This is a genomic window from Methylobacterium sp. WL12 (assembly GCF_008039475.1).
Taxonomy (GTDB): Bacteria; Pseudomonadota; Alphaproteobacteria; order Rhizobiales; family Beijerinckiaceae; genus Methylobacterium; species Methylobacterium cerastii.
The window spans coordinates 1-22,608 of the sequence record NZ_VRUW01000001.1 but is presented as its reverse complement, the minus strand read 5'-3'; the positions used below and the strand labels follow the sequence as shown (position 1 = coordinate 22,608).

Annotated in this window: 16 protein-coding genes and 1 tRNA gene; 9 read left to right on the top strand and 8 right to left on the bottom strand. The window is 69.0% G+C overall.

Annotated elements, in window-relative coordinates:
• Positions 1-14: 14 nt before the first annotated feature.
• The 3 genes from FV226_RS00085 (at position 15) to ettA (ending at position 3,234) form a co-directional block, all read left to right on the top strand.
• Positions 15-1,214, top strand: coding sequence for an FAD-dependent monooxygenase (locus FV226_RS00085; RefSeq protein WP_147761309.1), 1,200 nt, complete (start codon positions 15-17; stop codon positions 1,212-1,214).
• A gap of 55 nt (positions 1,215-1,269) precedes the next feature.
• Positions 1,270-1,355, top strand: a tRNA-Leu gene (locus tag FV226_RS00080).
• Positions 1,356-1,581: 226 nt separating this feature from the next.
• Positions 1,582-3,234: an energy-dependent translational throttle protein EttA gene (ettA, locus tag FV226_RS00075; RefSeq protein WP_147750142.1), complete on the top strand. Its 1,653-nt coding sequence runs from the start codon at positions 1,582-1,584 to the stop codon at positions 3,232-3,234.
• A gap of 332 nt (positions 3,235-3,566) precedes the next feature.
• Here the strand turns inward: ettA and FV226_RS00070 are convergent, their stop codons facing one another.
• Positions 3,567-4,739, bottom strand: coding sequence for an amidinotransferase (locus FV226_RS00070; protein WP_147750143.1), 1,173 nt, complete (start codon positions 4,737-4,739; stop codon positions 3,567-3,569).
• Positions 4,740-4,947: 208 nt separating this feature from the next.
• Between FV226_RS00070 and FV226_RS00065 the strand changes: the two genes are divergently transcribed.
• The 5 genes from FV226_RS00065 (at position 4,948) to hpnK (ending at position 10,432) form a co-directional block, all read left to right on the top strand.
• Positions 4,948-6,078 carry a flippase-like domain-containing protein gene (locus tag FV226_RS00065; protein ID WP_147761308.1) on the top strand — a complete coding sequence of 377 codons (1,131 nt, stop codon included), beginning with the start codon at positions 4,948-4,950 and terminating at the stop codon, positions 6,076-6,078.
• Positions 6,078-6,674: an ABC transporter substrate-binding protein gene (locus tag FV226_RS00060; protein WP_246691448.1), complete on the top strand. Its 597-nt coding sequence runs from the start codon at positions 6,078-6,080 to the stop codon at positions 6,672-6,674. Before FV226_RS00065 ends, FV226_RS00060 begins: the two co-directional genes overlap by 1 nt.
• A gap of 75 nt (positions 6,675-6,749) precedes the next feature.
• Positions 6,750-7,934: a bacteriohopanetetrol glucosamine biosynthesis glycosyltransferase HpnI gene (gene hpnI / locus FV226_RS00055; RefSeq protein ID WP_147761306.1), complete on the top strand. Its 1,185-nt coding sequence runs from the start codon at positions 6,750-6,752 to the stop codon at positions 7,932-7,934.
• Between the two features lie 97 nt (positions 7,935-8,031).
• Positions 8,032-9,465, top strand: a complete 1,434-nt coding sequence (hpnJ, locus tag FV226_RS00050; RefSeq protein ID WP_147750147.1) for a hopanoid biosynthesis associated radical SAM protein HpnJ — start codon at positions 8,032-8,034, stop codon at positions 9,463-9,465.
• 127 nt (positions 9,466-9,592) lie between these two features.
• The gene (hpnK, locus tag FV226_RS00045) at positions 9,593-10,432 is read left to right on the top strand and encodes a hopanoid biosynthesis-associated protein HpnK (protein ID WP_147761305.1); all 840 of its coding nucleotides are present in this window, start codon (positions 9,593-9,595) and stop codon (positions 10,430-10,432) included.
• 271 nt (positions 10,433-10,703) lie between these two features.
• Here the strand turns inward: hpnK and FV226_RS00040 are convergent, their stop codons facing one another.
• Positions 10,704-13,361: an MMPL family transporter gene (locus FV226_RS00040; RefSeq protein ID WP_147761304.1), complete on the bottom strand. Its 2,658-nt coding sequence runs from the start codon at positions 13,359-13,361 to the stop codon at positions 10,704-10,706.
• 685 nt (positions 13,362-14,046) lie between these two features.
• Between FV226_RS00040 and hpnH the strand changes: the two genes are divergently transcribed.
• Complete coding sequence (gene hpnH / locus FV226_RS00035) at positions 14,047-15,210, top strand: adenosyl-hopene transferase HpnH (protein WP_147761303.1); 1,164 nt, start codon at positions 14,047-14,049, stop codon at positions 15,208-15,210.
• A 108-nt stretch (positions 15,211-15,318) separates the two neighbouring features.
• On the opposite strand, the gene FV226_RS00030 is transcribed toward hpnH, so the two are convergent.
• From FV226_RS00030 to hpnA, 6 genes are all read right to left on the bottom strand, one after another.
• Positions 15,319-16,005, bottom strand: a complete 687-nt coding sequence (locus FV226_RS00030; protein WP_147761302.1) for a phosphorylase — start codon at positions 16,003-16,005, stop codon at positions 15,319-15,321.
• Positions 16,006-16,092: 87 nt separating this feature from the next.
• Entirely contained in the window at positions 16,093-18,090 is a 1,998-nt protein-coding gene (gene shc / locus FV226_RS00025; protein WP_147750161.1) for a squalene--hopene cyclase, read from the bottom strand.
• A gap of 142 nt (positions 18,091-18,232) precedes the next feature.
• Positions 18,233-19,519 carry a hydroxysqualene dehydroxylase HpnE gene (gene hpnE / locus FV226_RS00020; protein ID WP_187277237.1) on the bottom strand — a complete coding sequence of 429 codons (1,287 nt, stop codon included), beginning with the start codon at positions 19,517-19,519 and terminating at the stop codon, positions 18,233-18,235.
• On the bottom strand, positions 19,519-20,370 hold the full coding sequence (hpnD, locus tag FV226_RS00015) for a presqualene diphosphate synthase HpnD (protein ID WP_147750153.1): 852 nt from the start codon (positions 20,368-20,370) through the stop codon (positions 19,519-19,521). Before hpnD ends, hpnE begins: the two co-directional genes overlap by 1 nt.
• Complete coding sequence (hpnC, locus tag FV226_RS00010; RefSeq protein WP_147761301.1) at positions 20,367-21,266, bottom strand: squalene synthase HpnC; 900 nt, start codon at positions 21,264-21,266, stop codon at positions 20,367-20,369. The genes hpnD and hpnC overlap by 4 nt, the downstream gene beginning before the upstream one ends.
• A complete protein-coding gene (gene hpnA / locus FV226_RS00005; protein ID WP_147761300.1) occupies positions 21,263-22,303 on the bottom strand; it encodes a hopanoid-associated sugar epimerase in 1,041 nt (346 codons plus the stop codon). The genes hpnC and hpnA overlap by 4 nt, the downstream gene beginning before the upstream one ends.
• Between the last annotated feature and the right edge of the window lie 305 nt (positions 22,304-22,608).

Genomic DNA, 22,608 nt, shown 5'->3' with positions numbered 1-22,608 from the left:
TGCCGCGAAGCCTGATGCCGCGAGACCCCGGGCCGGCGCTGAGCGTCGCCGTGGTCGGCGGTGGGATCGGCGGGCTGACCGCGGCGCTGGCGCTGAACGCCGCCGGCCACGCCGTCACGATCGCCGAGCGCCGAACCGGGTTCAGCGAGGTCGGCGCCGGTCTTCAGCTCTCCCCGAACGCGAGCCGCGTGCTCGCCGACCTCGGCCTCGCGGCGGCCCTCCGGCGCGCCGGCTCGGAGCCGCCGGGCGTCGTCGTCCGCGCGCTCGATTCGGGCCGCAAGATTGGCGGCGTGACGCTCGGCGCGGCGGCGCGCGACGCCTTCGGTGCGCCCTACTACGTCATCCACCGGGCCGACCTTCAGACCCTGCTCCTCGACGCGGTGCGCTCGCGCCCCGGCATCCGCCTGATGATGGGCCGCGAAGTCACCGGCCTCACCGAGACCGAGGACTGCGTCACCCTAGCCCTTGAGAGCGGGAACGGCGCGCGCAGCGAAAACCTGTCGGCCGACTTGGTCGTCGGCGCGGACGGCCTGCGCTCGCGCATCCGCGTCCACCTCGATCCGCGTGGGCTCAGCCAAGCCGGGATGGCCGCCTGGCGGGCGATCGTGCCGCGTGAGGCGGTGCCGGAGGCGCTTGCGGGCGAGGCGACCGGGCTCTGGCTCGGGCGCGGCCGCCATGTCGTCCACTACCCGATCCATGCCGGGCGCGACCTCAACGTGGTCGCGGTCGTGCCGGAGCGGCAGGGCGACGAAGATTGGGGGCGGCTCGGCGAGCCGGCGGTGCTGCGCGCGCAGTTCCGCGACTGCGCGCCGGATCTGGCCGAACTCCTGACCGTGCCCGATTCCTGGCTGGTCTGGTCGCTCGCCGACCGGCCGGTGGCGCGCCCGATCGCCCGCGGCCGGATCGCGCTGCTGGGCGACGCCGCCCACCCGGTTCTGCCGTTCCTGGCGCAAGGTGCGGCACTGGCGATAGAGGATTGCGCGATTCTTGCGCAGTGCCTCGCCGCGCAGCCCGTCGCCGAGGCGCTCGACGCCTACGCCAGGGCCCGTCGGCGCCGGGTCCGCCGGGTGCAGCGCGCCGCCCGCGCCAATGGCCGGACCTACCATGCCGGCGGCATCACCGCCTTCGTGCGCGACGCGGTGATGCGTCGTCTCGGCCCAGACGGCATGCGCGAACGCTACGCCTGGCTCTACGGTTGGACGCCGGACGCTTGATCTCGAGAAACTTGATCTCGTTCGCGCCGACGGTTACCTCTTCGGCGCATCGCAGGGCCGCTTGCCGAAATTGGTAGACGGAAGGCACTTAAAATGCCTCGGGCTTCGCCCGTGTGGGTTCGAGTCCCACAGCGGCCACCACGCCCCGATCCATCCCCCGATCCTTGCCCGGCACCGGCCGTCCTGATACGCGAGCGGGATCATCTCCAGGGATTGCGGGTGAGGGCGCGCGGCGCCCGCTCCGCAGAACCGTACCCCGCAGGGTTAGCCGCGGGCATGGCGCGTGCCTGCCCGGACGACCCTGCACCCGCCATCGGGCCGCGCGACCTCCCGCGCCGGCCCCGCCGAACCTGATAGGATGCCTGCGATGGCCCGCGAATTCATCTACCACATGAAAGGCCTGACCAAGACCTACACCGGTGGGAAGAAGGTGTTGGACAACGTCAACCTGTCCTTCTACCCCGATGCCAAGATCGGTGTGCTCGGCATCAACGGCTCGGGCAAGTCGACGCTCCTGAAGATCATGGCCGGCATCGACACGGAGTGGACCGGGGAGGGCTTCGTCGCGCAGGGCGCGCGGGTCGGCTACCTGCCGCAGGAGCCGCAGCTCGATACGACCAAATCGGTCCGCGAGAACGTGATGGAGGGCGTCGCCGAAAAGCAGGCGCTGCTCGACCGCTACAACGAGCTCGCGATGAACTATTCCGACGAGACGGCGGACGAGATGACCCGCCTCCAGGACGAGATCGAATCGCAGAACCTCTGGGAACTCGAATCCAAGGTCGACCAAGCCATGGAGGCCCTGGGCTGCCCGAGCGACGAGCAGCCGGTCGCCACCCTGTCGGGCGGCGAGCGCCGCCGCGTCGCGCTCTGCCGGCTGCTGCTGTGGGAGCCTGAGCTGCTGCTTCTCGACGAGCCGACCAACCACCTCGACGCCGAGACGGTGAACTGGCTCGAAGGCCACCTCAAGAACTACCCGGGCGCGATCCTGATCGTGACCCACGATCGCTACTTCCTCGACAACGTCACCAGCTGGATCCTCGAGCTCGATCGCACCAAGGGCATCCCCTACGAGGGCAACTATTCGGCCTGGCTGGTGCAGAAGCAGAAGCGCCTGCAGCAGGAGGGCCGCGAGGACATGGCGCGCCAGCGCTCGATCGCCCGCGAGCAGGAATGGATCTCCGCCTCGCCGAAGGCGCGCCAGTCCAAGTCGAAGGCGCGTATCACGCGCTACGAGGAGCTGGTCGCCAAGCAGAACAACAAGGTCGACGCGGCGGCGCAGATCGTAATCCCGATCGACGAGCGGCTGGGCAACAACGTCATCGAGTTCGACCACCTCAACAAGGCCTTCGGCGACCGCCTGCTGATCGAGGACCTGTCGTTCAAGCTGCCGCCGGGCGGCATCGTCGGCGTGATCGGCCCGAACGGCGCCGGCAAGACGACGCTGTTCAAGATGATCACCGGCCAGGAGAAGCCGGACGGCGGCGACATCTCCGTCGGCACGACGGTGAAGCTCGGCTACGTCGACCAGTCGCGCGACGCGCTCGACCCCAACGCCACGGTCTGGCAGGAGGTCTCGGGCGGCAACGACATCATCTATTTCAACAAGCGCGAGATTAATTCGCGCGCCTACTGCGCGGCCTTCGCCTTCAAGGGCGGCGACCAGCAGAAGAAGGTCGGCACGCTGTCGGGCGGCGAACGCAACCGCGTGCACCTCGCCCGCACGCTGAAGGGCGGCGCCAACGTGCTGCTGCTCGACGAGCCGACCAACGACCTCGACATGGAGACCCTGCGCGCCCTCGAGGACGCGCTGGAGGATTACGCCGGCTGCGCCGTCATCATCAGCCACGATCGCTGGTTCCTGAACCGCATCGCGACCCACATCCTCGCCTTCGAGGGCGACAGCCACGTCGAGTGGTTCGAGGGCAACTTCTCGGATTACGAGGCCGACAAGATGCGCCGGCTCGGCGCCGACTCGCTGATGCCGAAGAAGATCAAGTACAAGAAGTTTTCGCGTTGAAATAAACCGCGACTTGGCTTCCGTCTTCTCAAGAGATGGAGGCCAGGTTTTCTGCAGCCAGCGGCGTCTTCGCTCAATTCGGATGCTCCGCGAACCCGGTTCCATCCTCTCCCCGTCATTCCGGGGCTGCGCAGCAGAGCCCGGAATCCAGAACCTGAGGTCGAGTTCTAGATTGCGCCATCTGCGGCTCTGGATTCCGGGCTCGACTACGACGCCCCGGAATGACGGGCAGGGGGCTCTCGGCCGGGAGACGCGTTCAAGGGTCCCGAACCACAAACCAAAACGGCCGCACCCCTTCCGGGATGCGGCCGTTTTCGTTCGAGGCGAGAGGCCTAGAAGTACGACTTCAGCGTGCCGCGGCGGCGCACGTCGAGGGTGGCGCAGTGGAACGAGCCGCCGAACGGGCCGTAGCTCAGGAACGGCGCCGGGATCGGGTCGAAGCCCCAGTCCTTGAGCGCCTTGATCAGCGTCGGCTGGCTCTGGTCCACGACGATCTTCTTCTCGTCGATGGCGAGCACGTTGATCGAGGTCCAGGGCGAGCACATCGAGATCTTGCTCATGAAGCCTTCGACGGGGTCGGGGCGAGGGGCGACGAGCACGTCCCACTTCTTCAACACCGCCGGCAACTTCTCGACGTCGATGTAGTCCGGGTTGACCAGCACCTTGCCCGGGGCGAGCGGCATGAACGACGAATCGATGTGCATCGGCTGCGGGCAGCGGCTCTCGATCTCGTGGACGCGGAAGCCCGAGCCGAGGTGGCGGCGCAGCCACTCGATGCCCATCAGGTTCGTCACGTTGGAGCGGGTGACGAAGATGTCGCGGCCGCAGCGGACGAAGTCGGCGGCGTCGAAGACCGGCTCGAACTCGTTGACCGTGAACTGCATCGGCTCGCCGGCCTTCAGGTTCGGCACGCGGTAGTCGTAGTTGTACAGCTCGTCGGTGAGCTGAGGCCGCGGCGCGGAGGTCCAGCGCGCGCCGGCGCGGAAGTATTCCTTGAACAGCGAGCGGTAGGCGTCGCCCTCGAAGTAGCGCGAGCGCCAGCACATCGGGCTCTCGATGATCTCGTCGCCGATCACGAGGTACGGGTCGCGCGGGCAGGCGACGCAAAAGCCGCGGGACGACCAGCGCGGCGCGCGGTACTTCTTCGAGAAGTCGATGGTGTCCGGGCGGCGGATCTTCACGCCCTCGCCGGCGAGGATGCGAATGAAGTTGTCGAGCTCTTTCTGCGCGAGCTTCTTCATAAAGCCCGGGTAGCGGAAGCCCGAGGCGAAGCGGTAGAACGGCTGCGCCGCCCGCGGCAGGTTGAAGATCACGGTCAGGTGGTGCGTCGGGATCGTGGCGCCGTCGAGGGATCCGACGATCACCTCTTCGAGCGGGTCCCACTCGTTCCACGCCATCACAGGCGAGTGCGGCGCGGGGATTCCGGGTTCCCTGCTGACGAAGCCGTCGGCGCGGGCGTCGTCGAGCACGGCCTCTCCGGCCGAGTGGGAAGCGTCGCGGTCCATGGTGATCCCTTCGTGATGCGCCGTGCGGGCGGTCTGCTCGGGGTGAAAACCCCTGGTGCCGCTTTGGTCCGCACTGTGTCTATCGGGTGATAGACATTGCCGATCGTTGCTGCAACTTGAGCCTTACTCCTCGTCCGCAGCGGTCTTTTTCGGTCGAAATCGCGGCGAGAATCCAGCATCAAGCCACCCCCGAGCTTGAAAGAGGATCATGAAACGTCTGACGACCCTGGCCCTGATCGCCGGCCTCTGCACGGTCGTCGGCCTGTTTCTGTCCTCCGGTCTCGAGGATGTGGCCGCGGCGGTGGTGAGTGCCGGTTGGGGCGCCCTGGCGGTCGTCGCCGCGCGCGCCGTGGCCGTCGCATGGGCCGGCCTCGGCTGGTACGTGATCTTCCCCGTCTCCGGCCGGCCGAACCTCTCTGCCTGCATCAACCTGCGCTTCGTGCGCGAGGGCATCAACACGCTGCTGCCGGTGGCGACGGTGGGCGGTGACTTCGTCGGCGCGCGCCTCCTGGCCAAGCGCGGCGTCGCCGGCGGCCTCGCCGGCGCGAGCATGTTCGTCGACATGATGACACAGGCGCTGACGCAGCTGCTGTTCACGCTGGGCGGCCTCGGGCTGCTGGTGTGGCTCGCCGGCGACGGCCCGATCGTGCGCACCGTAGCCGGCGGCCTCGCCATCGCGGCGCCGGCCATCGGCGCGTTCTACCTGATCCAGCGCCGGGCTGGGCACCGCCTGATCCAGGGCATCGTCGATCGCTTCGCCTCGGGTCGCGAGTGGCAGGCGCTGGGTGCCGTCGACGTGCTCTATGACAACCTGCGCCGCCTCTACGGCGCGCCCCTGCGCATCTTCTCGGGCATCGGCGTGCACCTCGTCGGCTGGCTGATCGGCACGATCGAGGTCTACGTCTGCCTGCACTTCATGGGATACCCGGTGAGCTTCGCCGAGGCGATCGTGATCGAAAGCCTCGCCCAGGCCGTGCGTGGCGCCGCCTTCGCGGTGCCCGGAGCGCTGGGCGCGCAGGAGGGCGGCCTGATCGCGCTCTGCGCCCTGTTCGGCATCCCGGCGGAAGTCGCGCTCGCCCTGTCACTGGTGAAGCGCCTCGCCGACCTGCTCGTCGGCGTCCCCGGTCTCTGGCTCTGGCACACGCAGGAGGGCCGCCTCCGCCGCGAAGCCGCCGAGGCGGACGCCCCCGCGCCGGAGGAGGAGCGGGCCACCTTTCGCCGGGTCGGCGGCGCCTCCGTGCCGGCTACGCTTGGACCGTTCTACAGCTACGCGCCCCCCCGCGGCGCGAACGCCCACAGCGAGGACGCCGCGGTGCCGGAATTGAAGAAGTGCGCCTGATGCGCCGGTTCCTCGTCGCGCTGGCGCTCGCCGCCGCCGCGGTCCCGGCGTCGGCCGCCGACGATCCGGCGGTCGCCGTTGTCGACGGGCTCTACGCCCGCTTCGACGCCACCGTGAAGAACGGCGCCGGAACCCTGAAGGACCGGGTCGACGCGGTCGGCCCGACCCTCGAGCGATCCTTCGACTACCCGGCGATGGTCCGCCTCGCGATCGGCGCCAAATGGGCCGACTTCACCCCCGAGCAGCAGGGCGCGATCACGGAGGCGTTCCGGCGCAACTTCGTCGTGACCTACGCCAACCGCCTCGCGCGGGCGGCGGGCGCGAAGTTCGAGGTGACCCGCAAGAGCGAGCCGAGCGGTAGCAACCAGCGCGTGCTCACCCACGTGACCACCCCGGACGGCGACGATTCGCAGATCGACTTCGTCGTGAACGCCGACAACCGCATCCAGGACGTGCTGCTCAACGGCAACGTCAGCGAGGTCGCGGGACAGCGGGCGACCCTCGGCCCACCGCTGAAGGCAGGCGGGGCCGACGGGGTGCTGAAATTCCTTCGCCAACGCACCGACGGCATGCTGACCGCCAAACCGGCGCCTTGAACGGCCTGCACAGAGCCTTCGCGCCGCCCGCCGCGGCCCACCGATTCTCGCCTCCCGCGACCGAGCGACGTTCCCATGGACCTCACCTGGCTCTCGCCGATCCTCCTGGTCCCCGCGCTCGCGGGCTGCCTCTACGCGTTGACCGCGGCGTTCCTCGCCGGGCGGTTCTCCGCGACGCCGGCGCCCGAGTTCGCTGAGGGCGTGGATCGGCCGTCGGTCACCGTGCTGAAGCCCCTCTGCGGCCTCGAGCCGAACCTGTTCGACAACCTCGCGACCTTCTGCGCCCAGGACTATGCCGGCCCGGTGCAGATCGTGTTCGGCGTGCAGAGCGTCGGCGATCCCGCGATCGGCGTCGTGCGGCGGATCGAGGCGGCCTTTCCGGCGCTGCGGATCGACCTCGTCGTCGACGCGCGCCAGCACGGCTCGAACCGCAAGGTCTCGAACCTGATCAACATGTCGGACGCGATCGCCAACGAGGTCGTCGTGCTCGCCGACAGCGACATGGTGGTGCGCCCAGACTACCTCACACGGGTCGTGGCCGAGCTGTCGGCCCCCGGCGTCACCGGCGTGACCTGCCTCTACCACGGCATCCCGGCCGACCGGGGCGTCTACGCCCAGCTCTCGGCGCTGGCGATCGACGTGCAGTTCCTGCCCAACGTCGTGATGGGCACCGCTCTCGGCCTCGCCAAGCCCTGCTTCGGCTCGACCATCGCCTTCACGGCGGCGTCCCTCGCCAAAATCGGCGGCTTCGCGACCTTCAAGGACGACCTCGCCGACGACTACGCCATCGGCGAGGCCCTGCGTGGCCTCGGCGGCCGGGTGGCGATCCCGAATTTTACGATCGGGCATACCTGCGTCGACACCGCGATCGCGGGCCTCTGGAGCCACGAGCTGCGCTGGAACCGCACCATCCGCAACGTCGACCCGGCTGGCTATGCCGGCTCGATCGTCACCCACGCCTTTCCGATCGCCCTCATCGCGGCACTCATGCCGGAGGCCGGCGCAACCGCGCTCGGCGTCGCCGCGCTGGCGCTCGCCTGCCGCATCATCCTGTCGATGCGGCTGGAGCGCGCCTTCGGCATAGGCCCCCATCCCTACTGGCTGTTGCCGATCCGCGACATCCTCTCGTTCGCGAACTTCTCATGGAGCTTCGTATCGGGTGCGGTGACATGGAAAGGTCACGATTATCGCGTCGTTGCGGATGGAACGCTTATTCCGGAGGGCAATCTCGGCCAGGATGCTGAGTCGCCCACCGTCTGACCTTGCCAGCCCGCCGTCTCGACTTGCGGTTTCGCTCTCTCGTCCCCGATTCGTCGTCCTTCCGACCCGATCGCCCTGCTCTGAGGCCTTGAACCCCATGCGCACGCTCTTCCTTCAGGCTCCCACCTTCGACGGCTTCGACGGCGGCGCCGGTTCCCGCTACCAGGCCAAGCGCGAGATCAAGTCGTTCTGGTATCCGACCTGGCTCGCCCAGCCGGCCGCCCTGGTGCCGAACTCGAAGCTGATCGACGCGCCGCCGCACAACATCAAGCTGCCGGAGATCGTCGCCCAGGCCAACGACTTCGACATGGTCGTGCTCCACACCTCGGTGCCGTCGTTCAAGTCGGACGTGAAGACCGTCGAGGCGCTGAAAGCCGCCAACCCGAAGCTGATCGCCGGCCTGATCGGCGCGAAGGTCGCGGTGGACGCCGCCGGCGCGATGGCCCAGGCCCCGTGCATCGACTTCTGCGCCCGCAACGAGTTCGACTTCACCGTCAAGGAAGTCGCAGACGGCACGCCGATGTCGGAGATCAAGGGTCTGTCCTATCGCAACGCCGACGGCGTCGTGGTCCACAACGAGGACCGCGAGATCATGACCGACATGGATCAGCTTCCCTTCGTCACGAGCGTGTACAAGCGCGACCTCGAGATGGAGAAATACTTCATCGGCTACCTGAAGCACCCGTACATCTCGTTCTATTCCGGCCGCGGCTGCAAGAGCCGCTGCACCTTCTGCCTGTGGCCGCAGACGGTGGGCGGGCACACTTACCGCACCCGCTCGGTCGCGCACGTGATCGAAGAGATCAAGTACTGCCTGAAGGAGTTCCCGCAGACGAAGGAGTTCTTCTTCGACGACGACACCTTCACCGACAACCTGCCCCGCGCCGAGGAGATCGCGCGCGAACTCGGCAAGCTTGGCGTGACCTGGTCGTGCAACGCGAAGGCGAACGTTCCCCGTGAGACCCTGGAAGTGCTGAAGGCCAACGGCCTGCGCCTGTTGCTGGTCGGCTACGAGTCGGGCAACCAGAAGATTCTGAACAACATCAAGAAAGGCATGCGCGTCGAGGTCGCCGAGAAGTTCACCAAGGATTGCCACGACCTCGGCATCGCCATCCACGGAACCTTCATCGTCGGCCTGCCGGGCGAGACCCGCGAGACGATCCAGGAGACGATCGCCTTCGCCAAGCGCATCAATCCGCACACCATCCAGGCCTCGCTGGCGGCGCCTTACCCCGGCACATTCCTCTACAAGCAGGCGGTGGAGAACGGCTGGCTCGACGTCGAGAACGCCGAGCTCGTCGATGAGAACGGGGTGCAGATCGCACCGCTGCACTACCCGCACCTGTCGCATGCCGAGATCTTCGCGGCCGTCGAGGAGTTCTACCGGAAGTTCTACTTCCGCGCCCCGAAGATCGCCTCGATCGTCTCCGAGATGGTCCGCTCGCCCGACATGATGAAGCGGCGCCTGCGCGAAGGCGTGGAGTTCTACCGCTTCCTCAAGGAGCGTCAGGGTACCGCCAAGGCCGCCTGAACCCTTTCGGTCTCATGAAGTCGTCGGCCGGGCCTCGCAGCCCGGCCGTTTTCGTTTATTGGGCCGGGGGCCCCGGCGGGTGGAGGGCAGGTGCCCTGCTCGCGATCTGCGTTCCTGGGGAGTGTCCGTGAAGCGTCTCGTCGTCACCGCCGACGATTTCGGCCTCAGCCGCGAGGTCAACGAGGCCGTCGAGCAGGCCCATCGCGACGGCATCCTCACCGCGGCGAGCCTGATGGTGTCGGCACCCGCCGCCGCGGACGCGGTCGCCCGCGCCAGGCGGATGCCGTCGCTGCGGGTGGGGCTGCACCTGGTGCTGGTCGAGGCCTGGCCGACGCTGCCGGCCGCCCAGCTGCCGGACCTGACCGATGCGGACGGCCTGATGCGCCGCGACATGGAGCGCCTCGGCCTCGACCTGGCGCTGAAGCCTGCCGCCCGGCGCCAGCTGAGCGCCGAGATCACGGCGCAGTTCGAGGCGTTCCGGGCGACGGGTTTGTTGCTGGACCATGTCAACGCCCACAAGCACTTCCACGTCCATCCGCTGATCGCGGGCGCGGTGCTGGCGATCGGGCCGCGTTACGGGGTGCGCGCGATTCGGGTGCCGCGCGAGCCCCGTGCGGTGCTCAGGCTGGCCGAACCCGGCGCGACGCCGCGTGCGGCCCTCGACACCGCGCCTTGGGCGGCGCTGCTCGCGGTGCGCGCCCGCAGGATGAGCCTGACGATCCCCGACCGCACCCTCGGGCTGGCTTGGTCCGGGGCGATGACGCCGCCCCGCGTCGCCGCGCTGCTGGCCAACCTGCCGGACGGGCTGACGGAACTCTACACCCATCCTGCCACCGCCGCAGGTTTCCCGGGCGAGGCTCCCGGCTACGCCTACGCCGCCGAACGCGACGCGCTCGTCGCTCCCGAAGCGATGGCGATTCTCGCGCAAGAAAAGATCATCCGCGGCGGGTTTTCGGATTTTTCGTAGGGCGCACGGCGGATAGACCACGCCTTCGGCGAATAGAGAACGATCCGATCAACGTCGTTGATACTATATTATATGCATTGTATAACCGCTACTAATTGCATTAGGCATTATATACGCGCGATAGCGTCACGTTACGAAGGTTTCACGCAACAAGACCCGGCCGCGACCGGGACGGCCACGCCCGCGCACTGATCGCGTCTTCCAGCGAAACGAAAACGGCGCCGTCCTTGGGAGGACGGCGCCGCGTTCAAGGCTTCAGAGACGACCGCCGTCACTTCACGGCGGCGGGCTCCGCGTGGACCTTGGAGCCCACACCCGGCAGGCGTCCGGCTTCTTCGCCTTCGGGACGGTCGGCATCGGGCTGCCTCGGCGGCGGGCCGAGGAAGGCCGGGACCACGAAGAAGGCCGCGATCAGCGTAAAGAACAGCGACAGCGCCAGCAGCTTGCCCATGCTCGCAGTGCCGGGATGGCTCGACAGCACCAGCGAGCCGAAGGCGGTGCCGGTGGTCAGCGCCGAGAAGAAGATCGCCCGCGTCAGGCTGGAGGCCAGCATGTCGGTGACGCCGGCGCGCCAGGCGATCACGTAGTAGATGTGGAAGGCCACGCCGACCGCGAGCATCAGCGGCAACGCGATGATGTTGGCGAAGTTCAGCGGCATGCCGACGACGTGCAGGGCCATCAGCGTCCACAGGGTGGCGAGCACCAGCGGCCCCAGCGTCATGGCCACGTCCCACGGCTTACGCAGCGCGACCGAGAGGATGATGAAGATCAGGACGAGGGCCGTCACCGCCGCCTGAACGAAGGCGCCGAGGATGGTGTAGCTCGACGAGGTCGTGGCGATCGGCGCGCCGGTGGCGTGCGGCGCGACGGTCTGGATCTCGGCCGCGAACTGGCGCAGCACCTCGTCGTCGTTCGAGTTACCCTTCGGGTGGACCTCGATGCGGGCGCGGCCGTCTGGGGCGACCCACTCGGCCTTCAGCTGCGGCGGCAGGTTGGCGAGGGTGATCTTCTCGGGGTGCAGAATCCCGCGAAGCCGCGCGAGCAGGGGACCGAGATCGGTGGTGAGGGCGACCGACGCGGCTTCGCGCTTCGCCACCGGGGCGGCCGCGAGTTTCTCGAGCGTCCGCGAGAGTTGCCCCGCGGTCTTGTTGCCAGGCGCGTTGCCGCCGGCGATGCCGGACAGGGCGGTCGCGGTGTCCTTCAACGCCTTGACGTTGTCGGCGTCCGTCGGCGGCGGTGGCTTGCGCGTCGGGTTCAGGATCGGATCGAGCAACTCCGCCGTCTCGGCGACGGTCGCGAGCTTCTTGTCCTGGTCGCGTGGCACGAAGGTGTCGATGCTCATGATGTCGGCCGCAAGCGGCAACGCGGCGAGCTTCTTGGTCACCTCCGGCACGGCGTCCACGCTCGGCGCCAGCACGTCGGCAACGTTCGGGCTCGTGGCGGGGTCCTTGATCAGGTCGAGGTAGGTCGCGATCGATTCCACGTGCGGGCTGCGCAGGTGCATCGGGTTCGAATCGAACGGCAGCTTCCACAGCAGCGGCGCGCCGGCCAGCGTGATCAGGCCGACGGCGATCAGCACGGCCTTGCGGTTGCGGATGATCCACGGATCGACGCCGGCGAGCCACGTCGTCTCCACCGCAACCTTCTCGCCCTTCGGCCGGAAGACAGCGATGAGCGCGGGCAGGAAGGTGATCGCGAACAAGTAGGCCACGACCATGCCGACGCCGGCGATGAGGCCGAGCTCGGAGACGCCGCGGAAGGCCGTCGGCAGGAAGGCGAAGAAGCCGGCGATGAGGGACACCGCCGCCAGCGTCAGCGACCAGCCGACGCCGCGCGCGGCGGCGCGAATCGCGTCTTCGAGGGTCGGCTGCTCGTAGCGGTCGGCGCGGTAGCGGACCGAGAACTGGATGCCGAAATCGATGCCGAGGCCGACGAACAAAGCCGCGAAGGCGACCGAGATCGGGTTCAGCTCGCCGACCATCAGCAAGCCGAGCGCCGCCGTGACGATCAGGCCGGAGAAGGTGGTGATCAGCACCGACACGACCAGCGGCGCCGAACGGAGCGCGAGCCACAGGAACAAGACGATGGCGCCGACCGTGACGAGGTTGTTGAGCAGCGCGTCGTCCGAGAGCGTCGCGAACTCGTCGTCGGCGACCGCCACCGGGCCGGTGAGCCGCATCGTCAACCCGTGCTCGGCATCGATGTTGAGATCCTTGGCGACGTTGCGGATCAGCTTGGTCGCCGTGTAGCCCGGCTGCAGCGCGTTGAAGTCCAGCACCGGCTGCATCAACACGAACTTGCGCAGGTCGGTGGTCTTGCTCTCGCCGCCCGAGAGAAGGAGCTGCCAGGACATCCGCGCGGGCTTGCCGTCGAGCACCGTCTGCAGCGTCCGGTCGATCTCGCCCATCGGCTTGTCGAGGTCTTCGATCTTGGCGTCGCCGCTCTTGATGCCGCGCGCGCCGAGCCCGAGGACGCGCATCACGCCGCGCAGGCTCGGATCCGAGGCCAGCGGCCCGAGCAGGCCCTGTTGCTGCACGAGCTGCTCGGTGGTCTTCTCGAGCTCCGCCTGCGGAAGCAGCAGCAGGCCGTTCTTCTCGAAGAAGGGGCCGCCGTCGGGGCGGTAGACGGTCTCGATCAGGTTCTTGTGGACGGCGATCGCCTTGGCGAAGGCGTTCGCGGCCTCCTCGGCCTGCTCCGGCGTCTTGCCGTCGATCACCGCCACGACGGTGTTCGTGCGCTGCGGGAACGCCTTCTCGTAGTTGATCTCGTCCTGGCGCCACGGCTCCTTCGGGTCGATCAGGCGCTCGACATCGGTGTTGATGCGGAACAGGTGCGCGGCGACCCCGGTGCTCGCAGCGGTAATCAGCGCCACCAGGGCGATCACGACCCACCGATGCCGGACGGAAAACGCGACGAGTCGTTCGATCACGAGTACCCTACCTACCTGGAGCTGCCGCCCTTCCAGGCCGCATCCCTCTCGAACCTTCGATGCTGCCGCCCCGGTTCCCGCAGGATCCGTCGGCGGCGCGAGCCCTTGGACCGAGCCCTCGGGCCGACCCTAATGGACGAAGCGCCGGACCCCGACGCGTCGACCTCTCGTCCGTCCACGGCCCGGCATAGCTGCAGGACCCGGCCCGTTCGCGGTCCGCACGTCTCACGATGCCGTGTGGACGCAAGCGCGACGCCGACCGGGTTCGCGCACCGGACGACGTCGGGAAAAGACGCATCCAAGGCACGATCGTTGCGCCAAGGCCGCAGCGCTCAGTAATCTTGCAGCCCCCCGATTGCAACGCAGCGACACCCGGCGCGCCTCGCTCTCCCCATCGATGTGTGGCGCCAGCGCCGTTTCGCACTGCAATATCACCGTGGATGCGGTTTACCGGGAATGCCGTCGCATTGCCGACGCAATGGCAGGATGGGGTCCGCGCTAACGAATTGTGCGCCCGGCGATGGCGACGGGGGCTGTGGCCCGCTTGCGTCAGCGCCGCAAACACCGGCACAGAACGGCCCAGAACCCGCCCGTTCAGATCGGTTCCAGGCTAGAGCGCTGGAATTCGAAATTTTTTCACGTTAAGCAGCCCCTGGTTCGGGGCTACGCAAACAGGAGCCGTATCTTGGGAATCCCCCTCCGGTATGTCGCGACGATCGGCAGCTACATCCTCAAGCAGCATCTCACCGGCCGGAAGCGCTATCCGCTCGTGATGATGATGGAGCCCCTGTTCCGCTGCAATCTCGCCTGCGCCGGCTGCGGCAAGATCGATTACCCCGACGAGATCCTGAACAAGCGCCTGCCTGTGGCCGACGCGCTTGAGTCCGTGCGCGAGTGCGGCGCACCCATGGTCGTGATCGCCGGCGGCGAGCCGCTGCTGCACAAGGACCTGCCGCAGATCGTCGAGGGCATCATCGCGCAGAAGAAGTTCGCGATCGTGTGCACGAACGCGCTGCTGCTCGAGAAGAAGATCAAGGAGTACAAGCCGAGCCCGTACTTCACCTGGTCGATCCACCTGGACGGCGACAAGGAGATGCACGACGGCTCGGTGTGCCAGCGCGGCGTCTACGACAAGGCTGTCTCGGCGATCGCCAAGGCCAAGGAGATGGGCTTCCGCGTCACCATCAACTGCACGTTCTTCAACAATTCGTCCTCGGACAAGATCGCCGACTTCTTCGACAGCGTGACGAAGATGGGCATCGACGGCATCACCGTTTCGCCCGGCTACGCCTACGAGCGCGCGCCCGACCAGCAGCACTTCCTCAACCGCAAGGCGACGAAGGACCTGTTCCGCGGCGTGTTCCGGGCCGGCAAGGAGAAGGGCCGCCAGAAGTGGGCCTTCCAGCAGTCGGGCCTGTTCCTCGACTTCCTGGCCGGCAACCAGACCTACCATTGCACGCCCTGGGGCAACCCGACCCGCACCGTGTTCGGCTGGCAGAAGCCCTGCTACCTGCTCGGCGAGGGCTACACGGCCACCTTCAAGGAGCTGATGGAGGAGACCGACTGGGATTCCTACGGCACCGGCAACTACGAGAAGTGCGCCGACTGCATGGTCCACTCGGGCTACGAGGCCTCCTCGGTGGTCGATTCGGTCCGCAAGCCCTGGAAGCCGCTGATCCACGCCTTCCGCGGGATCAAGACCGAGGGCGAGATGGCCCCCGAGGTCAGCCTCGAGAACCAGCGCCCGGCCGAGTTCGTGTTCTCGCGCAACGTCGCCCAGAAGCTGTCCGAGATCAAAGCGTCGGGCGTCGACACCAAGCGCGAAGCCCGCAACCGCACCGCGGCCTGATCCGCACGCAGATCGGATCGACTTCGGCGATCCATCGAAGCCCGCGGCCGTCACAGGCCGCGGGCTTTCTTCGTTTTTGGGCAGGTCGAGCGGCGAGGGAGAGGGAGTCTAGATCTCCGACAGGCCGAACTCTGCGCCGAGTGCTGCCCGCGCGGCGGCGAGCGCCTTGAACGCCGCGGACGAATCGCGCGCGAGGCCGATCAGGTCGCGCGGTCGGGCGCGGCCGGTCGCGAGCGCGCGGAGCACGGCCAGGATGTCGGGATCGCCGTTGGGCTTCAGCGCGTGGGCGGCGAAGGCCGGTAAGGCCCGCTCGGCCGGATCGCAGACCACGCGGATCGCAGCGAAGGGTAGGCCGTACCGGGCGGCGTAGGCGACGGCCACGTGCGATTCCATGTCGACGCCCGCGGCCCCGGTCGCCCGGCGCAGGGTCGCCTTGTCCGCGACCGTGAGTATCGCGGCGTCGACGCCCGCGAGGTCGGCCGTCACCACGCGTCGTCCCGTCGTTTCGAGCTTTTTGAAAAGTATCGCGGTCCAGCGGGCGTCCGCGGCCCAGCGCTCGCCGGCGACGATCCCGGTCGCGACCACGACGTCGCCGGGCCGCAGGGCCGGATCGAGGCCGCCGGCGATGCCGAAGCTGACGACGCCACCGCAACCGGGTGCGGCGCGCGCGTCGAGCAGGACGCGCAGGCGCTGGGGGCTTCCGCCGGCCTGGATCGCCTCGACCCCGGGGCCGGTCGCGATGCGGGCCTCGCGGGCGAGGCCCGCGACCACGAGGACGTTCGGCTGCAAGGACATCGGCACCGGTCTGAAGCGGAGGAGCCGCGGATCGGGCGACGATTCCCACCCGAATCGAATGCGCCGGGAGCGAGCCCCGGCGACGCCTCACATGCCGTAGGCGACCTGGCGGCTGTTGCCGCGCTTGAGGTTGCGGTAGCGCGCCATCGCCCAGAGCGGGAAGAACTTCGGGTAGCCATGGTAGCGCAGGTAGAACACCCGCGGGAAGCCGGTGGCGGTGTAGCGCTCCTCGTTCCAGAAGCCGTCCGCCCCCTGGGTCCGCGCGAGGAAGTTGATACCGCGCGTCACGGCCGGGTCGTCGCATTCGCCCGCCGCCATCAAGGCCAGCAGGGCCCAGGCGGTCTGCGAAGCCGTGGAGGAGCCGGCCTCGAAGGCCGGATCGATCTTGTAGCTCGACGCGTCCTCGCCCCAGCCGCCATCCGGGTTCTGGATGCGGATCAGCCATTCCACCGAGCGGCGGATCTCCGGCGATTGCGGGTCGACGCCTGCGGCGTTGAGCGCGCAGAGCACCGACCAGGTGCCGTAGATGAAGTTCATGCCCCAGCGGCCGTACCAGCTGCCGTCCTGCTCCTGGTCGTTGAGCAGATAGGTCACGCCGCGGTCCAGCGCCTTCGAGGATTCGCGGGTCTCGCCGAGCTGGGACAGCATCGAGACGACGCGGGCCGTCACGTCCGCGGTCGGCGGATCGAGCAGCGCGCCGTGATCCGAGAACGGGATGTGGTTCAGGTACATGTGGTTGTTGTCGGCGTCGAACGCCGCCCAGCCGCCGTCCTTCGACTGCAGTCCCTCGACCCATTCGCGGGCGCGGGCGATCGAGGCGGTGTAGTCCGGCATGTTCGCCACCAGCCCGTGCTGGCGCATGGCGCGGTCCATCGCCATCACGACCACGGCGGTGTCGTCGAGGTCGGGGTAGTGCGCGTTGGCGTACTGGAAGGCCCAGCCGCCGGGTCGGACCTTGGGCTTGGCCGCAGCCCAGTCGCCGGCGATGTCGAGCACCTGGCGCGGCAGCAGCCAGTCGAGCCCGGCCCGGGCCTGGCCCTCGGCGTCGGTGCCGCCGGCCTCCAGCAGGGCGTGGCCGGCGAGCGCCGTGTCCCAGACCGGCGAGACGCAGGGCTGCACGTAGGCCTCGTGCGCCTTGACGACCACGAGCTTCTCGATGGCGTCGCAGGCGACGCGGACCTGGGGATGGTCCGGGCCGTAGCCCATCGCCTCGTACATCAGCACGGTGTTGACCATGGCCGGGAAGATCGCCCCGAGGCCGTGCTCGCCGTTCAGGCGCTCGCTGACCCAGGCGCGGGCCTTCTCCATCGCCCGCAGGCGGATGCGCTTGGGGAAGTGCCCCTCGACCTTCTGCAGGATGCGGTCAATGCCGCCGAAGATCGGCGTCCACGGCCAAGTCGCGTGCGGGCTGCCGGGCCAGCGACGGACGCTGGACGGCGGCGTCAGGAACAGCTCGCCGATGCCGATCCCGCGCGGGTTCTTCGCCAGCGGCTTCGTCGCCTGCAGCACGAAGAGCGGCACCATCACGCAGCGCGCCCAGTACGACACCTTGTCGAGGTGGAACGGGAACCACTTCGGCAGGAACATCACCTCGACCGGCATCACCGGCACCGCCGCCCACGGCACCTCGCCGTAGAGCGCAAGGATGAAGCGGGTGAACACGTTGGATTGCGCGGCGCCGCCGCGGGAGAGGATCGCCTCGCGGGCGCGGCGCATGTGCGGCGCCTCGATGTCGTCGCCGATCATCTTGAGGGCGAAGTAGGCCTTCACCGTGCAGCTCATGTCGAACGGCCCTTCGTGGACGAGGGCCCAGCCGCCATGCTTCTCCTGCGTGCGGCGCAGGTAGTTGCCGATCTTCGGCTCGAGGCCCTCGGGGGGCTTGGTGTCGCGGAACTGGTGGAACAGGATGTACTCGGACGGGATCGTGGCGTCGGCCTCGAGCTCGAAGCAGATGTGCCCGTCGTCGTGGGACAAGGCCGTGAGCGCACGGGTCGCCCGCGCGACACCGTGATCCACGTCGTCGAGGGAAATCGCCTGGGTCTTCGGGCGTTGCAGCGCCTCGACCTTGTTCACAGCCTCTCGCATCATCCTCGCCTCAACCGGCCACAACTCTCGAACCGAACCCGATCGTCCCGGATCGGGTCACGGCTCGCCCGCCTCGTCTCGCCTACGCACGTGCCGTACCGGCGCGTCGCCGGCCCGCACGAATCGTCGTCCCGGTCGTGCCTCATGCCGCGCCGCGCGTGCGTGCCGCATCGCACGACAGGGCGAGCGCAGCCGTCTTTCCGGAGCGGATCGACCCCTCGATCGTCGAGGGCAGCCCGGTGGCCGTCCAGTCCCCGGCGAGCACGAGGTTCGCCCACGCGGTCTCCGCCCCGGCACGGCGCGCGGCCTCGGCCGGCGTCGCGGCGAAGGTCGCGCGCTTCTCCTTGACGATCTGCCAGCTTGGCAGTTCCGGTGCAAGGTCGGCAACGGTGGCGATCTCGGCCCAGATCTGCTTGGCTAGATCTTCGCGCGGCACGTCGAGCAGCCTGTCGGCACCGCTGATCGTCACCGAATAGCGATCGGGGTAAGCAAATAGCCACTCGGTCAGCGAATTCACCATGCCGAGGATCAGCGGCGAACCGGGCTTCGGCACCATCTTGAAATGCGCGTTGACGATCGACCGGAACGCCTTCGGCGCCGACAGGCCGGGCAGCATCTCGGAGGCGACCCAAGGGGGCAGCGCCAGCACCACCGAATCGTCCGCGGCCAGCTCGACCGCTCCGTCCGAGAAGTCGAGCCGTTCGACGCCCTTGGCGCCGAGGCCGAGCCCGCGCAGGCGCCGGCCGAAGCGGACGCTCGCGCCCTGCGCTTCGAGGGTGCGCAGGGCGGGGTCGACGAAGGCGTAGGACAGGCCCTTCACCGCCACCAGTGGGCGACAGGCCGCGCCGCCGGCGCCCAGCGTCTCGCGCAGAATCTTGGCGGCGAGGCCGACGTCGCTCTCGGCGACCTCGGTGTTCAGCGCGGCGAGGAGGACGGGATGCCAGAGCCGGTCGTAGAGCGGGCCTTCGCAGGCCATGCTGGCGCCGATGGTGCCGCCGGCGCCGTCCGCCTTCCCGGCCGCCGCACGCAGGATGCCCAGGGGCGCGAGATAGTCCCGCGCGCGGCTTCCCGGCACGCGGCGCGCCTTGCTCAGCACCCACCACGGCACGCGGCCGGCGTTCGGGCGCAGGGTCCAGCGTTCGCCGGTCTTCAGGTCGGCGAAGGGGAACAAGGCCTCGTCCGGTCCGGTCAGGGCGTCGTCCGGCGCGCCGATCCGCTTCAGGAAGTCGAGGGAATCGGTGTTCCCCGACAGCAGCAGGTGGTTGCCGTTGTCGAGTTCCAGCCCGAGCGTCGGATCGTAGTAGGAGCGGCAGCGGCCGCCGGCCTGCTTGGCGGCCTCATGCACGACGACGCGTGCCCCGCGCTCCACCAGGGACAGAGCGGCCGAGAGGCCCGCGAGCCCTGCGCCGACGACGTGGACGGTCCCCATCAGACGATGCCGTGCCGAAGCGCAACGGCGACCAGGGCGAGCTTCTTCGGCTTCACCCGCGCCCGCGGCATCGCCCAACCGCGCTTCAGCAGCGCGACGAGGTAGAGCCGGTAGGCCGCCGCCATCAGCCGGGCCGCCTTGGTGGGCTTGCGCGGGCTCTTGGCGATGATCGCCCAGGTCTCCGCGTAATGCGCCTCCGCCTCGGCGGCGACGGCCGCGCACACCTCGCCGATGCGCGGGTGCGCGATGGCCGATTGCGGCGTCGGATCGCTAAGCCCGATGGCGGCCAGCTTCTCCCGCGGCAGGTAGAGGCGTCCGCGCTCGGCGTCCTCGTCGATGTCGCGCAGGATGTTGGTGAGCTGCAACGCCCGGCCCTCGTGCCAGGCGAGCTTGATGCCCAGCGCCTCGGGCATGCCGAAGATCCGCACCGACAGCCGGCCGACGGCGCTCGCCACCCGGTCGCAATAGAGGTCGAGGGTCGCCTCGTCCGGCGCGACGATGTCCTCGAACGCATCCATCGCCATGCCGTCGATCACGGCATGGAAATCCGCACGCTTCAGGTCGTAGCGCTGCACCGGCACGACAAGGTCGCGCACCCGCGCGGGCGGCTTGCCGGCGTAGAGCGCGTCGACGTCGGCACGCCAGCGGTCGAGCTCGGCCGCCCGTACGTCGGCCGCGCCGCCGTCGTCGGCGACGTCGTCCACGGCGCGGCAGAACGCGTAGACGGCGTACATCGCCTCGCGCCGCTCCTTCGGCAGCAGCCGCATGGCGGTGTAGAACGACGAGCCGGCCGCCGGCAGGGCGGGGGCCTCGTCGGCGGGCAGCGCCGTCGCGGTGGCTGTGGCGGTCATGGGAAAACCTTGCCGTGCGGCGCCGCGCGCACGATGCGGCCGCGGAACGGCCGGCGCGCCAGCGTCGCGGCGATGCCGCCGAGCGCGGTCAGCGCGAAGCCGACCTTGCCGTGGTGGACCTTCTCCGAGAGCGGGTCGCGGTCGAGCAGGCCTCGGGCGAGGATCACCGCCAGCCGATGGATCGCCGCGATCTCCAGAGACAGGCGCAGGTCGTCGATCAGGTCGGGCAGCACCTTGCCGTCGTCGAGCAGGCCCAGCGTCCGCTCGGCCAGCTCCCGGACGACGGCGCGCAGTTGCGGCGACGCCTTGTCGGCGCCCAGCATCGCGACGGTGGCGCCGTGCCGGTCCAGCGTGTCCTGCGGGAGGTAGACCCGGTCGAGGGCGCGGAAGTCCTTGCCGCAATCCTGGAGGTGGTTGACGATCTGCAGGGCGGCGCAGATCGCGTCCGACGCGGCCCAGACCCGGGCCGGATCCTCGCCGTGCACGTCGAGGACGTAGCGGCCGACCGGCATCGCCGAGTAGCGGCAATAGTGGATCAGCTCGTCCCAGTCGGCGTAGCGGGTCTTGCGCGCGTCCATCCGGAACGCGTCGAGCAGTTCGAGCGCGTGGCGCGGCGGCAGACCGCGGGCGGCGAGCTCGCGCTTCAGCGGCTCGGCTTCGGGATCGGACGGGCCGGCCCCGGTCAGGGCGTCGGCGAGGCCGTCCAGCAGCGCGAGCTTGCGCTCGGGCGACAGCTCGGCGTGGTCGGCGACGTCGTCGCCGGCGCGGACGAAATCGTAGAAGGCCAGGATCGCGCCGCGATTCTTCGGATGGATCAGGTGCGAGGCGACGGGGAAGTTCTCGTCGTTCGCGCCCTTGCCGGAGCGCAGCTCGGTGGCGGAGCCGGGGGCGCTCATCGCGAGACTCCCGGTAGGTATCCGGCGGCGCGGAACCAGTCGATCGCGTCGGACAGCCCCTCGCGGTAGGGCCGGGCGGTGTAGCCGAGCTCGGCCCGCGCCTTGGCGTCGGAGAAGAACATCCGGTAGCGCGACATGCGGATGCCGTCGATCGTTGCGAAGGGCTGCTTGCCGGTGATCCGCGCCATCTGCTCGGAGACGAAGGCGATCGGGTAGACCACCGCCCGCGGCAGGTTCACCGTCGGCGGCTTGCGGCCGACCATGCCGGCGATGTCGCCGAGCATCTGCGACAGCAGCACGTTCTCGCCGCCGAGGATGTACTTTTCGCCGACCCGCCCCTTGCGCAGGGCGAGCAGGTGGCCGGCGGCGACGTCGTCCACGTGGGCGAGGTTGAGGCCGGTGTCGACGAAGGCCGGCATCTTGCCGAGCGCCGCCTCCTGGATGATGCGGCCGGTCGGCGTGGGCTTCACGTCGCGCGGGCCGATCGGCGTCGAGGGGTTGACGATCACCGCCGGCAGGCCGCTTTCCGCCACCATCTCGTCCACCACGCGCTCGGCCACGACCTTGCTGCGCTTGTAGGCGCCGATCGCGGTCTCGGGCGTCAGCGGTCGCGTCTCGTCGGAGGGCGTGACGCCGTCGTCCGGCGGCTTGATGGTCGCGACGCTCGACGTGTAGACGACGCGCTCGACGCATTCGTCGCGGGCGGCGCGCATCAGGTTGCGGGTGCCGTCGCGGTTGGTCCGGACGATCTCTTCCATGTCGGGCGCCCAGAGCCGATAGTCGGCGGCGGCGTGGATCAGGTAGCGCTGGCCCCGCATCGCAGCCGCGCAGGCCGCCGGGTCGCGCATGTCGCCCTCGACCACCTCGACGTCGTCCCAGGTCAGGTTGGTGCGCGGGCTCGTGGCGCGCACCATGATGCGGACCGGAAAGCCGGCGTTGCGGAACACGTCGACCAGGGCGGGGCCGAGGAAGCCGCTGGCGCCGGTGATCAGCACCGGGCCGAGGTCGGAAGAACCGCTTGGGGTCGCCTCTGCCATCACGCTCGAATCGTCACGGGAACACGGGCGATGCCCTCGATTTGGGCATCGCACCGCAGCAACGCGGCTTTTGTCATCGAATGGCGCGCACGACAAGGCGATCCGGGCCACAGGGGACCCGGATCGCTTTTTGCGGCCTGCGACTCAGGCGAGGCGGAGGCGCGAACGGCCTTCCTGTCGCTCGGGCAGGATTTCCTCGACCTTTTTGACGATGCTGGCGGCGTCGAGGCCGGCTTCGGCGTACATCTTGTCGGGGCTGTCGTGGTCCTGGTAGGCGTCCGGCAGCGTCATCGTGCGGACCCGCA